We start from the raw sequence: 15903 nt of genomic DNA, 5'->3' as shown, positions 1-15903 counted from the left end.
CTCCTTATTTCTATTTTCTTATTTCTCAAGCTACCATTTTTTTCAATAAAACTTTTTTAGCAACTGCTTCTGCTTGCTCTTGATGTTCAATTAAACTAAAAATATTATTATTGATTTCATACTTCTTAGCTGTAAAATAATGTCCTAATTTGTAAAACGCTTTAATTGCAGTTTCGTCTTTTGATACTTCTAATAAATCTTCTAATTCATTTAAATCTGATGATTTTAATTCTGGAAAATTAGTATAAATTTTTGAGATTAATTCATTAGGTAAAACATTAAAGTCACCATTAATTGAAATTAATTTACTATTTTCATGAGAAATAAACATTACCTCATTTGCAATAATAAATGTTTTTTTGTCAATATTATTGTTTGTATCTTTAAATGATTTTAAACTTGAATTTATTGGTGATATATCCACAATAAGTCCAACAACATCAAACATAGCTGCTTGATCTTGTTTTTTGTTGAACACACTTTGATCTAATTTTTTATCGTTGTTTATTTTTGTGTCGATTCCATTTAATACTTCAATTGGAGGAAAATCAACTGAAATTAATGTAATTTTTGTAATAATTTCTTTTTGTTCATCCAACAAGTTAGATAAAAGTTTTGGATCAGTAGGTGTTGCTAATAGTAATTTAGACACTATCTAACACCTCCTTTTTTGTAATAAAGAAGATCATCTTCATCTTTTTTCTTTCTAACTTCATCTAAAATGTTAATTCCTGAATTTCTAACTTTAAATGCTGAATATAAAACAATTGATGATTCGGTCTCTTTTTCCCTTCTAACTCTGTTTACTAAACGTTGAATAACAATAAGTTCATCGTGAATTTTGTTTCTTTTTTCATCCAATAATTGAATTTCTAGTTTTAATCTTTGAATTTTTTCAATTAATCTTAATTCAACAATATTTTGTTTAATAATTGCTTTCACTAATTTAAATTTGAAGAAAGTGATATTTGGAATCCATGAAAGTTTTTTAGTATCTAAATCTTGTAAATATTTTGAATAATCAACACTTGCGTTTTGCTTAATACTTTCAAAATCCATTGTTGATGTTTTTTTCAATCCAATACTTTTTGTATCATTAGAGTAAATTTCATTCTTCATGTTTTTTTCGTGCTCAAATGGAGCTAATTTTTTCATCACTAATTCACGATTGTCTTGATTTTGTTGAGCAATGATTAGTGTAGCGTCTGTAAATAATTCATTTTTAAACCCGACTTCCACCAATGTTGCAACTTTATTTATAAACTCACTTTGATTTTCATACAAATCATAAGGAAAATGTTGGATAATGTTTAACTCTAATTTTTGGGCAATTAGATTAACACGATTACCAATTGTAATTACTGAATCGCCTCTTTTAATTTTTGCTTCAAGAGTTTCTTCAAGTTTTTTGTACATTATTTCTGCATATTCATCATTTTCTTTTGCATCCACCAAAAAATAGATTTCTTCTCTTGTTTTTCTATCAGGATCTGTAGATTCAATGAATGTTTTCTCATTCTTAAAAAAATTAACATTAATTGTTTCTAAAAATTTTGAATTTGAATGCTTAATCATTTTCAATGTATCAAGAGCTTTTTGCTCTTCATTAAGAATTTGCAAAATACGTAATTTTGAAATATCTAAATATGTTTCAAAAAATTCCATGTTTTTTTGTTTTGCTTTTAGAAATTTCATATTTTTTTGAACATAACTCATCTTCAACCTCCTTTACTTTTCTAACTAATTTCTAGAATAGTAGTTAAATACTAAAACCACCAAATTTTTGGTAACAGTTATTATTCTTTATTTTTTGGAGATCTTGGATGAATTGAAGAATTAAACTTAGCTGCTGCTGATTCAGAAATATATAGCGATGTAATTCCTGATGCGTTTCTAACCATAATTGTTTCTGGGAAAAATTCACATTCATGTCCATTGCTTAAAGCGTTATCTAATAACATAATAAATGTTTTGATAATTAAATGGTTCTTATCTGTGTCTTTAACAAATGATTGTCATTCAACTACACCAATTGGAGGAATTAATTTAGGGTTTGCAATTGTTATAGGAATAACTTTTGACTTATCAAAACGAATAACATCAACAATTAAAGCCGAGTTCAAAATTACTGGATAACCAGCAACTATGTTTTCTTTAACTGCCTCAACAAAATTGTCTAGTAAATTTTTAACTTCTTCAATAGGAATAATGTTTCCATCATACAAATAGATATGTGTTTGTAAAGCTAAATCCATCAAAGTTAACTTTGTGTTTCTTTGCTCAACTTCATTGTAATTTCAAATTGATTTATTTAACACCAAATTATAGTTTGCGTATGAATCAACAGAAGACAACGGTTTAGCATTTAAATCATTAAAGTGTTCTGATAAACCTTCAATTTTTTCTTTTCTTAATCTTGCTTCTTCTGCAACATAATCAATGTTTGTATTTTTAATATCAACTAATTCTTGTGTTTGAGAAAGAACATCTTCATATGACAATGTTCCTGAAAATTTTTTTCCTTCTTGTTGTGATTTTGTTTGGAAAGATGTATTTTCATCTATTAAAGAACCATCCACTTTCATTTTATCTGCTTCTTTAATATCTTCTTTTTTGTCTTCTATTTCTGATAAATTAGTTGGTTTCTCAGGTTTAGCTTCAGTGTTATTAACTGTTACAACAACTTCATCTTTATTGTTTTCTTCTTGAATTTGTGTGTCTTTACTCATATTTTCTCCTCTATATAAACAAAAGGGGGGATTGTTAACTGTATGTCAACAACTAATACTTTAAATTAAGATCAAAGTATGAACTACTTAAAAATTTCTAAGATACAAAAAAAATAAATAGTTCGTATCTAATTTTACCAACATTCATTAACAAAAACTCAAAAAATAGATGGTTTTACAAATTTTATGTATAAAAAATAGAATTTTTTTTATTATTTTTGCAAAAAAGCCAATATTTTACTTGATTAAATGGTATTTAAAAAAAAGTTTTCAACATAGAATAACTCACAAAAAACTGCTATTTTAAAGCTATTTTTTATTGAAATTTACCAGTTTTTAAATTAAAAATCTTAAAAAATGAATCTGTCGCCATCAAATCTCCTTTATCAATATGTATTTCTAAATTAATTTTAAGAAGATTTGAATTAGTTTCATCTGATTCTAAAGATTTAATTGAAAAACTAATTAATCTTTCTTGTCCATTATCAGTTTTATAAACAAAAGAATTTGGTTTTACAAAATCTCTTGCGCCATTATTAAATCTTTCAATTAATTTTTTAACACCTATTTCTTTTGCAATGTAATGATCAATTCTAACTATAGGGGTAAAAAGCATAATGTTATTTTTTGCTTCTTCAAGTATTGGAGCCAAAATTTCTTTATTATTATTAACATATGTTTCAATATCAGATGTTGAAGGATAGGCAAATTTAAATTTAGTTACTAATATGGAATATTCTTTTTCAAAATTTAATCCATAAATTTCTTTTGCATCTTTAATTAAAGAAGAAAACGACGAACTATTTAATGTCATTTTTATAATAAACATTGCATATTGTCTTTCCTCGGCATAAAAGTATGCCTTTGAAATTGTGTAATTATATTTATTTCCTTTTCCATCAAAAAAATCAGAAGGCGGTTTTATTGCTTGAGATATTTCTCTAACTTCAGTTAATGTTTTTCCTTTTCATTCGCTAAAATTGTCATTTTCTTCATTATTGTTGTATATAGGTTCTTTATGTCAAGCTACAGAATCGGTTGTTAAAGTAATAAAATCCAAGTACTTTTCTACCATTATAGTTGGAATAGATTTAAATTCACTTAATTGATTATCGTTTTTAAAAATTATTTTTTTTGCACTTACACCATTATAGTCACTAGTTTCATCTTCAATTATTGAATCAACAATATCTAAAGAAAATAAATTAATATATTTGCAAATCTGAATATCTTGCTCATTATCATAGAGATATATTAAAACAGGAATAGTTATTGAACTTTTATTAGATGAAATAAATGGATTTAACGAATTTCCATACGAATCAATAATTCCATAAGTAAATTCAAAATTTAATTTTAAATTTTCGTTTAAGTCAAAATTTTTAGAAAAATCAAAATATGTACTAACATTTGAAGGGTTAGTTAAAATTGTAAATAAATTAATGCTGCTAGTTAACGAATTATTAAACGATGATTCAACACAATTTGAATTTAATTCAGTGCGATTATTATTAACAAAATTATCTAGTGTAATTTTTAATTTATCAATCTTATTATTTATGCTGTTGTTAGAACACGAAACAATTGTAGGAATAGTTATTAATGGAGAAATTAAAGATGAAAATAAAATAGTTATTTTTTTTAAATTCACAACTTTTCTCCTTCAAAAAATTAATATTTTATATTTTAATATAATTACCATAATATGAACAAAATAACAAACCTTCATTTTAATTCTGAATATAGTTTTTTTGAAAGTCCAACCAAAATAAAAGATTACGTTGAATTTGCTAAAAAACACAACTTAAACGCTCTTGTTTTGACTGATCATAATAATATTCATGGATTTGCTGAATTTAGAAAATATTGCGAGTTATATAAAATAAAACCGATATTTGGAATTGATATTGATTTTGATCAAGGAAGATTGATTTTATTAGCCAAAAACAATAAAGGATTTTCCGAAATTAAAAAATTTTCTTATTTAAAATCCAAAAATAAAAAACTTACAATTGAACAATTAAGTGATGAAAATTTGTTTGTTATAAATCATCCTACATACGGTTACAAAAATATTGATAATTTAAAAAATAAATTTAAAAATTTTTATTTTTGAGAAAAAAATAATAATGAAGCAAATATCTATTTAAAAGATTGTCGTATCCTTAGTGACAAATTTTATTCTTCCTTACAAATTATTAATAATTTGAAAGAAGTAAAATTAGAAGTAAATAATAACTATGTATTTGAAATCATAAACGAAAATATTTCTTCAAATTTAATTCAGAATATTAATAAAATTATTGATGAATGTAACGTAGTTTTTGAAGACAAAAAAAATATGTTGCCCGAATTTTGTGAAGAACCTTTTCAATATTTACAAGAATCTGTTAGAAATAAAATTGAATTGTGTAAAGATATTAAAAAATACGATTCTAATATTGTTGAAAAAAGAGTGAATTATGAACTTTCAGTTATAAAAAAAATGAGAGTTGAAAATTATTTTTTAATAATTAGTGATTTAGTTAATTGAGCTAAATCAAACAATATTTCAATTGGTCCAGGTAGAGGTTCTGTTTCAGGTTCTTTAGTAGCATACATTTTAGGGATTACTCAGATAAATCCATTAGAATTTAATCTTTATTTTGAAAGATTTTTAAATGAAGAAAGAATATCTATGCCAGATATTGATATTGATATTCAAGACGATAAAAGAGATGAAATAATTGAATACCTTAAAAACAAATATGGACAAAACAACGTTGCTCAAATTTGTACTTTTCAACGCGTTGGTGCAAAACAAGCTTTAAAGGATTGTGGAAGATTCTTAAATATTAATTTTAGTAGAATGAATGAAATTACTAAACTAATTTCTGGTAGCGATTCATTAAAAGAATCATATGAAAAAAATATAAAATTCAAATCAACAATTGATTCTGAAGAAATATTAACTAAGTTATATGAATATTCTCTACTTATTGAATCATTGCCAAGACAAGTTGGAATTCATGCTGCAGGAGTTGTTTTGTCTAAGAATCCGATTATAGATTCAATACCAGTAATAGATTTAGATCAAAATTTAGTAACTCAATTTTCAATGGAATATATTGAAGACTGAGATTTATTGAAAATAGATTTATTGGGTTTGAGAACTCTAACAATTATTAAAAAAATGGAAGGAGAAGTTCAAAAAAATTTTGATATTAATTTTTCTTTTGACAAAATTTCGTTAGATGATGAAAAAACTAACAAACTATTAACTAGTGCAAAAGTTTTAGGTATCTTCCAATTAGAATCTCATGGAATGATGAATACAATTCAAAAAGTAAGAATCAATAAATTTAATGATTTAGTAGATACTATTTCCCTTTTTAGACCTGGTCCATTGTCAAATATTCCAAAATATATTGAAAATAAAAATAACCCAAATCTAATAGATAAAATTTCTCCAGAATATGATCAAATAGTTTTAACGACTAATGGAATAATTATTTACCAAGAGCAAATAATGGAAATTATTCAAAAAGTTGCAGGATTAAGTTTCGCTAAAGCTGACATCTTAAGAAGAGCAATTAGCAAAAAGAAAAAAGAAGAAATTTTAGAAATGGAAAAAACATTTATTTCTGGTGCAATTAATAATAATATTTCTAAAAGTGTTGCCCAAAAAATTTATAATCAAATTGTCAAATTTGCTGAATATGGTTTTAATAAATCACATGCAGTTGCTTATGCAACTCTAAGTTACAGAATGGCATTTTTAAAAGTAAGGTATCCTCTTTGTTTTTATTCAGGAATTATTTCATTAACATCCTCAATCGATATGATAAATAAAACTGTTTTAGAAGCAAAAGAATTAAAATTTAATATCGAATCTCCAATGGTTAATAAAATATCAAAAGATATCAACCATGATAAGAAAAAAACTTTGTATTTGCCTTTGACTTTTGTGAAAGGATTAGGTGTTGCTGCTAATAATAAAATATTAGAAGAATTCGAAATTAACGGAAAATTTATAGATTTCTTTAATTTTATAGCAAGAGCAAAAAAAGCAAATATTGGTGATTCAATTATTGATATTCTAATTGAATCTAATACTTTAAGAGAATTTGGAAATATGTGTACATTAATTAATAATAAAATGAAGGCTTTATCATACGCTTCAGCTATTAGTTATAAAGATGAAAATACAAATGAGATTATTTTAGATTTAAATGCAAAAAAACCTAAAATGGAAATTGTAGAACAAAATCTTGAATTAGAAGCTAAGAATGAAATTAAATATTTAGGAATGATTTATAATGCTTTTGTAACGTCAAAATATGAAACTGAAGATAAATTAAATAATTTAAAAGTTGGTATTGAATATAAGATTGTTTTATCCATTATTAATAAAAAAGAAGTAATGACAAAATTCAAAAAAATGGCTTATTGTATTGAAGTTGCCGATTCATCTACAAATGAAACTATTTGATTTAATGAAAAAAACAAATTTATATTTGATTTAATTGAAAAAAATACCATTGGATATGTAACAATTTTAAAATTAGATCGTAATGGTAAAAAATATTTTAATGTTAGTAAATGGGAGAAAATTAAATAATGAAAAAAATTTTATTAATTGACGCTAATTTACTATTATTTCGTTCTTTTTATGCAGCACAAGCAATATCTAAAATACCTGGCAATATGCCAACGCATTTATTTTTTAATACTTTTTTTGAATTATTTAAAGTAGAAAATCCTGATTATGTTTTTTTTGCTTTTGATGGATTTAGTAAAACATGAAGGCATCAAAAATTTGAACAATATAAAGCAGGAAGAATAAAAGCGCCTAACGAGTTATATATTCAAAAAAATGTAATAAGAGAAATTTTAAATTCGCTAAATTTAAAACATTTAGCTAAAGATACTGATGAGGCGGATGATTTAATTGCTACTTTGACTGAAAAATACAAAAATGAAAATGAAATATTAATTTTGTCTGAAGATCGAGATTTATTACAATTAATTGATAAAAATGTAACAATAATTCAAAAAAACACAAATAAAGAAGTTAATGCTAAGTATAAAAAAATTAATGATAAAAATTTTTTTAGCATTTACAATTTCTACCCAAATCAAGTAGTAGACTATAAAGGAATAGCTGGTGATAGTTCAGATAATCTTCTAGGAATTAAAGGAATTGGTCCTAAAACAGCTACTAATTTACTTTCTAAATATAAAACTTTAGAAGGTATATATGACAATATTGATGAATTAAGTCAAAAACAAAAAAATATGTTTTTAGAAAATAAAGAATGTTCGTTTATGTGCAAAGAATTAGCAACATTAAATAAAAATGTAAATTTAGATCTGAACTTGCAATCTCTTGAAGTTCTAGTAGCAAATTTTAAAAGTGAAAAAGCTATAGAAACGCTAAATAAATATAGTTTAAAAAAAATTATTGACACTATAAATAAATTGCACTAACTTAAAAAAATTAAAGAGTAAAATTTTAAATTAAATGAAATTACAATATAACAATTTTAAAAATAGATTTTTTAATTTAGACAAAAATACAAATTTAGAAAAGACACATCTTTGACAAGTATACTTACGAATTATTTCAATTTTAATTACTACTTATATTCCATCATTAGTAGTTTATTTTTTTCTTTTTATTAATCCCTATTCTTCAGAAACATTAAAATCCAACGCAATTGAATCATTGGGCTATACAATGAACATTATTTTTATTTGCATTTATTATAGCATTTTGTTTATATGTCAAATATGTGCAAAATTAAAATGAAAAATCAATAAAAGTAAAGATGAAAAAGAAAGAAAAATGTGAATTGATTCAGGGTTTTTTGTTTTATTAACTATTATAGGATTTTTGTTGTGTATTTTTATCGTTCTATCAATAATTTATTCACAAGTCAGAGCGTACAAAATGGACTCTTTTCATAATATATCTAAAGGAATATTACATTATATGGCAATGATGATTCCAATTATCGTTTTTAATACTATTGCAAATTTTTTTATTAATTTATCTTTTACAATTGACAAAATAAAATCTACTTGAATTATATTTTTGCTTTATTTAATTTCGATTATCGAAATTTTCTTAATATTCATATTTAATACCTATATTAATACCACTAATATAATAGTAATTTTACTCATTCCATCTTTAATAATAAGTTTTGTAAAAATGATTGGTTTTATTTTTGTTTATTATAAAAAAACACAGTATTTTTTTTATACAAATAATCAATTGAGAAAAAACCATAAATATTATTTTCCTTTCCTAGTTTCTAAAAAAATTTACATTAAATTATTTAGAAGATGCATAACATCAATATGATTTAGTTTATCTTATACTTTTTCCATTGTAATTCAATCTTTATTTGTTAAATTTGCATATTCTATTGACAATAAATTAAATTACTTATTTACTAGTCAAGGATTTTACATTTTATTATTTGTAAAAATAATAGACTATGGGCTACTTTATCCAATATTTTTATTTTCAAGAGCTTTTAATATTTCTATGTTAGAACACGAAAATAACAATCATAAAGACATTTACGCTAAATTAGATCGAAGAAGTTTTTTGAGAAAAATTAATTTTTGTTTAATTACAATTTTAATTTGTTTATCTTTTACGCTTTATTTTTCTTTAGACAAAATCACTTCATCACTTTTTAATAATTTGCAATGATACGGAAGTGAGGGTCCAAAAGAAAATCAATTATTTTTTGGTTATAAATATTCAGACATTATTCCTATATTTATTAAACAAAATTTCTTATATGGAGTAATTTCATTTTTCTTTGTTGAACACTCTATAAATAATAGAAACATTATTACAAAAACTGATAAACCTAACAAATTTGTGTCCTGAACAGCTATTGTTATTCAATTTTTCTCTTATTCTTTTATTACATATATTTTTGCTTTTAAATTAAGTTATATCTTTTTGGGATTAAGTGGTTTTTTTATTTCTTTTGGTTTATATGGAATAATGATAATAATGGTTGTGTTTAGTTTTGATTTTATTAGAAAGTTTAATTTGTATAAAATCTATTTTTCTGACAAAATGAATAATATTTCAAAATTTAATTTTTTATTCAGCAAATGAAAAATTGATCGTTATATCAAAACACAAAATAAAACGACACAAAAATATGAAATAAGTTTATATAGTATTAACATTTTAATCTTGTTAAGTGTTTTCATTTATATTGTGTTTGAAATAACAAAAATATTCAATGTATTATAAAAAATTGTCTTTTTTTTTTTTTTTTATTTTAGTAGTATCATTTTGCTATATAACTTATTTTTATTAATTAGGAATATATAAAATGAAATCTATTGTCTACATTATAAATTCGCATTTTTGAAAATCTATTACTGGTCCATTTTTTGCTTTTGGTTTTCCTATTATATTTATTGCAATTTTAGGAACGATGTTAGGTTATGACCAAGTTCTTGGTGGAATTTTATCAATACCTACAGCCACTGTATCTTTAACAATTCTTCCTGTTGCTCTTTTTGAATTTAAATCATCATCATTACTTAAAAGAATAGGTGTCACTTCAATTAAGCCGTGAATGTTTATGTTAGCTATTTCATCATATTACATAATAGTTATGATACTTGGAACTATTTTCACTTTATTAATGGCAATGATAATCTTTTCAGGATATTTTAATGAAGGGAGATTAATTGAAACCGTAGTTGTCCCAAATCAAAATGGTGGAACAATGAATATGGATATAATTGCTCCAAGTTTTAATGAAGTTTTAAAACATGTAAATTGGGGAGGATTTATATGAGCTAATTTAATGAACATCATTGTAAGCACATCATTAGGTTTATTAATTTCATCATTATGTAAATCCACATTATCAATTCAAGGTATTAGTATTCCTATATTAATTCTTTCAGAATTTTTGGCAGCTCAAGTTCTTCCAATTGGAATGGTTAAAGAAATTAATGCTCTTTATTACTTATCATATATAACACCATTCAAATATACATCAGGATTAATTGTTGAATCATGAACTGGAAGTATGATTGTAGATTATAATTCATTTGTTGCTGATGTTAGTAAAAATGCTGTTGTAAATATGACTTATGATTCAACACAAAACATTTTCAATATTAATGAATCATTTTATACTTTTTATAAAAATTTTAGTTCTGGGACAGCAGATATAAATCATGGAATGCTTATATTTGATAAAGCAGATAAAGTTGCAAACTTAATTATGCCTTTTGTCTTTACTGGATTATTTACAGGAATAGCACTAAAAAGATTTAAATGGAGTAATAGATAATGATGAAAAGAAAAAATAAAAATGTATTCAATGTTGATATAGAAAATGTAAAATCAAAAAGCATTATAAATGCTTTAAATCATCTTGAAGAAAAACCTAATTCTTTTGAAATTAATGAACCTGCTACAAATAACAAAAGAAAAAAAATAATTGAAACCAAAAACTTAACAAAATCATTTGGAACAAAAACAGTTTTAAATAATCTAAATCTTGATATATATGAAGGAGAAAATGTTGCTTTTCTTGGTGGTAATGGTGCTGGAAAAACGACATTAGTTGAAATACTGGCAGGTTTAAATAAACCTACAAGCGGAGAAATAAATTATCTATTTGACTTTAAAAAATCATTCCAAGAAAAAATTGGTATTCAATTCCAAGATTCATCATATCCACCAGCTATTTCATGTAAAGAAGTAATTAAATTTATGGTTAATATATATGGTTCAAAAATGAATAAAGATGAAATGAATGCTTTAATAAAAATTTTTGGTATCGATGAATATTACAACAAAAGAGCTTCTAAACTTTCAGGAGGACAACAACAAAGATTAAATGTTCTTTTAGCATTACTACACAAACCACACATTATTTTCTTAGATGAATTATCAACAGGTTTGGATATTCAAATAAGAACAAGAATTAAAAACTTTATCAAAGAATATGCGATAGAAAATAATATGACTATTATTTTGGTTTCACATGATATGGTTGAGGTTAAACAATTGTGTAAAAAAATAATCTTCTTAAAAGATGGAAAAATTGTTATTAATGATTTAATTTCTAATATTTTAGAAAAAAACGATAATATTGAAGATTTTGTTTTCTCGTTATTATAATTAAAATTAAAATCCTACTAAATTTAAACATAAAGTAATTTTTTATTTTGTTTAAAACTACATTTTAAATATTTTTCATTACTACTTTTACAATAGCATTTGAATCATTGCTTCCAATAATGTTTTTCGCTGCTTTTTTTGTCTCTTCCAAAGCATTTTCCATAGCATATGTATTATTGTAATATTCTAACCCTTTTATATCATTTTGCGAGTCTCCAAAAACAAAAACATTATCGAATTTTATTTCTTCTAATTTAACTATTTCTTTAATAGCAGACAACTTATTAATTCCTTTTAAATTAATATCAATATTTCTTGGAGAAGTTATTGCAAATTCATAATTTTCTCCATACTTATCTAATCATTTAGCTCAAACTTTTCTTACATTATGTTCCTCAAAATGAACAGAAATTTGTACTACAGATTTTTTATCTTCATAACTCATAAGTGCAATACTTGGAAAGGGATCAATCAAACGTTCTTTATTTATTTTTGTCATAATCTGAATTTCTTCATCAATAAAAAGATCAGTAAATACATTTCATTCTGTAGAAATTTGAACTATTCCACCAATTTCTTTCACTTCATCAATAATCTTCAAAATAAAATCATAATCTATTTTATTATCTTTAGAAATTACGTCTCTTTGATGAATAGAATGAATCAAAGCACCATTACATCCTATAAAATAATCAAATAATCCTCAATGTTGTTTTAATGACAATTGTGAATATATATAGTTTCTTCCTGTTGCCATAACTAAAACATGGCCTTTTTCACGAGCAGCTTCTAAAGCTTTAATATTATCTTCAGATAATTGCTGATCACTATTTAACAAGGTTCCATCTAAATCAAATGCAAAAAATTTTCTATTATCCATAAAATATTCCTTATTCTGCTTTTAAATGCGGAAATAAAATAATTTCTCTAATTGAAACATTATTGGTCAACAACATAACCAAACGATCAATTCCAATTCCACATCCACCTGCAGGCGGCATTCCATATTCTAACGCTTCAATAAAATCTCAATCAATTTCATTTGCCTCGTCATTTCCAGCTTCTCTTTCTTTTAATTGATTTTCAAATCTATCCAATTGATCAATTGGATCTGACAATTCAGTGAACATATTAGCAAATTCTTTTTTATTAATAAATAACTCTGCACGATCTGTAAATCTTGGATCTTTTTCATTTTTAGCAGCAAGCGGAGAAATAGATAATGGGTGTCCATAAACGAATGTAGGTTGAATTAAAGTTTTTTCTACATAATATTCAAACAAAAGATTAATTAAATGTCCTTCATCGTAGTATGATTCGATTTTTTCATGGATTTTTTCCACTTCTTTTTTAAGGTCATCAAATGAAGCTTTTTTAACATCAAAACCAACATACTTCGAAACTTCATCTGACATATCAATTCTCTTGAATTTATCTACTAAATTAATTGTGGCTCCATTCCATTCAATTTCTTCTTTTCCTAATTCTTTTGCCAAAAATTTAATTACATCTTCAGTATAATTCATCATATCTTCTAAGTCAGCATTTGCTTCATAAAATTCAATTGAAGTAAATTCGGGATTATGAGTTGTATCAATTCCCTCGTTCCTAAAAATTCTCCCAATTTCATATACTTTTTCAAATCCACCAACAATCAATTTTTTTAATGGTAATTCTGTTGCGATTCTAAGATAAAATTCACGGTTTAAAGCATTATGATGTGTTGTAAATGGTTTTGCTGCTGCGCCCCCTAAAATAGGTTGTAATATTGGTGTATCAACTTCTAAGTATCCTCTTGAATCAAAAAATTTTCTTATACCCATAATTATTTTAGTTCTTGTCCTAAAAGTTTCGCGAACATTTTTATTGACAATCAAATCAACATAACGATGTCTATATCTATCTTCAACATCTGTAAGACCATGATATTTTTCAGGCAATACTTTTAATGATTTTGACATCAATTTAACTTGTTGAGCTTTAATTGCAATTTCATTAGTCATTGTTTTCATGACAATTCCTTCAACTCAAACAATATCTCCTATATCTAATTTAGAAACAAAATCAAATAATTTTTCGTTCATCTTATTATTAATATAAATTTGACAGCTAAATTCATCTAATCTAATTTGAGTAAAAGGCCCTCTTTTACTTAAAATTCTTCCATATGTTGAAACTATTTCATTCTTAGATTCTAATTCTTCTTTTGAATAATTTTTAAATTCTTCTAGAATATTTTCTATTTTATGAGATATTTTTTGTTTTTTTAAATATGACTGAATTCCTAAGTTATTATTTTCTTTAACTTTGTTTCTTCTTATTAATTCTTGTTCACTAAATTCTCTCATAAAAGCTTCCTCCATAAACACTGGTACTCAAATAAATATAGTTTAAATTATAATATCTATTTTTTTCAAATAACAAAATACTTTTCAAGCTCAAAATTCAAATTGTTTTATTAATGAATTTACAAAATCATATGATTATTTTTAAAAATTAAGACTGGCTTTAATATCAATGAAACTAAATAACAAATTTTATTTTTTGATTATTCTAATTAAAAATATTGTGCAAACTTAAAATCAAATCCTATCACTTATTATTTTTGTGATTCAATAAATTTAATTAATGTTTCAAAAACTATTTTCATTTGTTCTTGAAGTCTGCCAGGAAAATTTTCTTCATACTTATCTAAAACATCATCATCCATATGTCATAGTCTTCCTCATGAAGTAAATGTTTTATCATTAATTAAATTACTATAATTACTTGGAATATATAAATTAATATTTTGACCATCAATTTCTTTTGTTTGTTTTTCTAGCCCAACTATCGAACCATTTGCTTTTTTTCAATAATATGGATTAATTGTTTGTGAATATCCATCAAAACCATCTTTTCCTTTAATATTAAAATTGGTTGATTCGATGTATGCTACTTTAATTCCGTTTTTATAAAATGGAGCATGATCACTTCAATCACCAGTTTCACCCTTTTTAAATCCATTAGGATCAATCTGCGGATGAATTATTAATTTATTTTTTGAAATTTGATTTATTTGATCTCTTATTTGAGAATTTGTATTTCATTCAACTTGTGATGCTGTTGTATCTGGTGAATGAACGTATAATATATCTCCACCAGCAACTGAATCAAGATTAATCATTCATAGAGTTTTATCTTTAATACGTTGATTTGACTTTATAAATCTATCAACAAAAACATTAGTTCCTATGACTCCTTGTTCTTCTGCAGAAGCAAAAAGAATGTGAATATTAACATTTAATTTACTTAAATTATTACTATTAGAAAAATATTCAGCTATTGCTAAATTTACTGCAAGACCTGATGAATTATCATTTGTTCCATCATTTTTATTATTTGCTGTGTCGTAGTGTGAAACCAGAAACACATCTTTAGCGTTTTCCTTACTAGATAAAATATTTAACATAATATTTTGAGAATTATATTTTTGATCCTTGTTTTTTCAATAATATTTAGTGTCAAAAAAACCATTAAAATTCAAATCATTGTTTTGTTGATCAATATGAATTGCATTATAATAAGCTATTTTATTTTGATTTATTTGAACTTTTGAACAAGTACTTTCATTTATTGGTAATTCATTTTCAATTCTTTGATTTTTAATTAAATTTATATTTTTATAACCAAGCAATTCTAATTTTTGAATTATTCATTTACTTGCTTTTTCTTCATTATTTTCTAATGTAGCTACTCTATTTGGAATTTCTTTAGTTATATTTTTTAGTCATTTATAAGATATTTCGTTTGATTTGACATTATTTGATGACGAACATGATGTTACTACGAGTGGTGTTAATAAAAAAACGGGAATAATTGACATTCCAATTGTAGATAATTTATTCAATTTCATAGAGTTTAAATCCTTTTATAAAAGTATGAAGTATTCATACACTAATATTATAGTTACATTTGCTTAAACTTTTATTTAATGAATTTGTATAAAAGTAAATATTAAACAATTTTTTG

General features: G+C 24.0%; 12 protein-coding genes. 5 read left to right on the top strand and 7 right to left on the bottom strand.

Annotation, left to right across the window (positions count from 1 at the left end; translation table 4 throughout):
* Window positions 1–10: 10 nt before the first annotated feature.
* From ACJA28_RS03240 to ACJA28_RS03225, 4 genes are all read right to left on the bottom strand, one after another.
* The gene (locus ACJA28_RS03240) at window positions 11–652 is read right to left on the bottom strand and encodes an MMOB1640 family gliding machinery internal complex protein (RefSeq protein WP_022935543.1); all 642 of its coding nucleotides are present in this window, start codon (window positions 650–652) and stop codon (window positions 11–13) included.
* Entirely contained in the window at window positions 652–1716 is a 1065-nt protein-coding gene (locus ACJA28_RS03235) for an MMOB1630 family gliding motility ATPase complex subunit (RefSeq protein WP_022935544.1), read from the bottom strand. The genes ACJA28_RS03240 and ACJA28_RS03235 overlap by 1 nt, the downstream gene beginning before the upstream one ends.
* 80 nt (window positions 1717–1796) lie before the next feature.
* Window positions 1797–2729: a hypothetical protein gene (locus tag ACJA28_RS03230; protein WP_022935545.1), complete on the bottom strand. Its 933-nt coding sequence runs from the start codon at window positions 2727–2729 to the stop codon at window positions 1797–1799.
* Window positions 2730–3045: 316 nt separating this feature from the next.
* Window positions 3046–4380 (bottom strand): hypothetical protein, encoded by a 1335-nt coding sequence (locus ACJA28_RS03225; protein ID WP_022935546.1) that lies wholly within the window; start codon window positions 4378–4380, stop codon window positions 3046–3048.
* A 54-nt stretch (window positions 4381–4434) separates the two neighbouring features.
* Here ACJA28_RS03225 and dnaE point away from each other — a divergent pair, with 54 nt between their 5' ends.
* From dnaE to ACJA28_RS03200, 5 genes are all read left to right on the top strand, one after another.
* On the top strand, window positions 4435–7329 hold the full coding sequence (gene dnaE / locus ACJA28_RS03220) for a DNA polymerase III subunit alpha (RefSeq protein WP_022935547.1): 2895 nt from the start codon (window positions 4435–4437) through the stop codon (window positions 7327–7329).
* Window positions 7329–8198, top strand: a complete 870-nt coding sequence (locus ACJA28_RS03215; protein ID WP_022935548.1) for a 5'-3' exonuclease H3TH domain-containing protein — start codon at window positions 7329–7331, stop codon at window positions 8196–8198. The genes dnaE and ACJA28_RS03215 overlap by 1 nt, the downstream gene beginning before the upstream one ends.
* Before the next feature lie 34 nt (window positions 8199–8232).
* The gene (locus tag ACJA28_RS03210) at window positions 8233–9996 is read left to right on the top strand and encodes a hypothetical protein (RefSeq protein ID WP_022935549.1); all 1764 of its coding nucleotides are present in this window, start codon (window positions 8233–8235) and stop codon (window positions 9994–9996) included.
* An 82-nt stretch (window positions 9997–10078) separates the two neighbouring features.
* Window positions 10079–11056 (top strand): hypothetical protein, encoded by a 978-nt coding sequence (locus tag ACJA28_RS03205; RefSeq protein WP_022935086.1) that lies wholly within the window; start codon window positions 10079–10081, stop codon window positions 11054–11056.
* A complete protein-coding gene (locus tag ACJA28_RS03200; protein WP_022935085.1) occupies window positions 11056–11892 on the top strand; it encodes an ATP-binding cassette domain-containing protein in 837 nt (278 codons plus the stop codon). The genes ACJA28_RS03205 and ACJA28_RS03200 overlap by 1 nt, the downstream gene beginning before the upstream one ends.
* Before the next feature lie 64 nt (window positions 11893–11956).
* On the opposite strand, the gene ACJA28_RS03195 is transcribed toward ACJA28_RS03200, so the two are convergent.
* The 3 genes from ACJA28_RS03195 to ACJA28_RS03185 all read right to left on the bottom strand — a co-directional run bounded on the left by ACJA28_RS03195 (window position 11957) and on the right by ACJA28_RS03185 (window position 15787).
* Complete coding sequence (locus tag ACJA28_RS03195) at window positions 11957–12772, bottom strand: Cof-type HAD-IIB family hydrolase (RefSeq protein ID WP_022935084.1); 816 nt, start codon at window positions 12770–12772, stop codon at window positions 11957–11959.
* 10 nt (window positions 12773–12782) lie between these two features.
* Entirely contained in the window at window positions 12783–14240 is a 1458-nt protein-coding gene (gene lysS, locus ACJA28_RS03190; RefSeq protein WP_022935083.1) for a lysine--tRNA ligase, read from the bottom strand.
* Between the two features lie 251 nt (window positions 14241–14491).
* Complete coding sequence (locus tag ACJA28_RS03185) at window positions 14492–15787, bottom strand: Zn-dependent exopeptidase M28 (RefSeq protein WP_022935082.1); 1296 nt, start codon at window positions 15785–15787, stop codon at window positions 14492–14494.
* Window positions 15788–15903 lie beyond the last annotated feature (116 nt).

This window comes from Mesomycoplasma moatsii (assembly GCF_045276915.1).
GTDB lineage: Bacteria > Bacillota_I > Bacilli_A > Mycoplasmatales > Metamycoplasmataceae > UBA710.
This window is presented reverse-complemented; position numbering and strand designations above follow the sequence as displayed.